We start from the raw sequence: 924 nt of genomic DNA on the forward strand, positions 1-924 counted from the left end.
CGCCACTGGAGCGGTAAAGTAGCCCGCATCCAGTCCAACGGCTATCGGGTTCAATTGGAATGTAGCAAGCGTGTAATCTAAGCGTTGAACGTAAGGCTGTGAGTCATTGATGTTGCCCGCGGTGGTATAGGTATCGAGGATAATTCCGTGTTGACCATCAACGGTTCGATGGTCGAGRTAGAAGAAGCCTTGTGGCTTATTATCACGAGTCATGAAGCCACTCTCTGGGTCAGTGGTGCTGKTTTGGTATTCTTTGTTTTGACTCTGATTCACGTAGCCTTAAGAGGCTTCTTACCCGCTTTTTYTCGGTCTAACGCGACGTCGTCATCCAGCATATCAAGATAGGCACTCGCGCGAACCGCCGTGACTTTATTGGTGTGTTTATTCTTGTTGGCGTTCGCTTTGAGATGAGTACTGTCCGTAAGAGCTCTTGACCGCGACCAGCCTTTCGTCATGGCTTGCTCTACGATATTGATAAAATACGTCGAATACATCCGTGCCATTAAGCGACGAATGCGGTTTTGGCTTAGAGTAGAAGCGTGGATGACTTTCTCTGTTAATGACATCCGTAAGAACCAACGTAAGCGACATTCACTTCAATTCTTTAACGAGCTGACGCTCACTTTTATACCAAAGATATAACCAAGCAAGATGATTTGAAGAGACGAACAGGGTCAACAGGTGGACGACCCATTATCTTTACAATAAAGATGAGCRACTTCATCACGAATGAATTCRAAGTCGATAGCATTATCGATTTTGCTGCACTAAATGGTCTTTAGGAACTAACTGTTCCATCGTCACCATTTCCAGTTCGTATTGTTGCGGGGTGGGTTCTTGAAGCATATCGGAGTATCCATATTTCGATACCCCTATTAGATCAAAGGTCTAGCTCGAAAGCTAGACCTTTGTCAGCAGTCTGAA

General features: G+C 45.4%; 1 pseudogene. It reads right to left on the reverse strand.

The annotated features are described in order from the left end of the window. A pseudogene (locus tag CIK04_RS31950) lies at window positions 1-846 on the reverse strand (IS5/IS1182 family transposase); the annotation flags it as partial. Between the last annotated feature and the right edge of the window lie 78 nt (window positions 847-924).

Source organism: Vibrio sp. 03_296 (assembly GCF_002265885.1).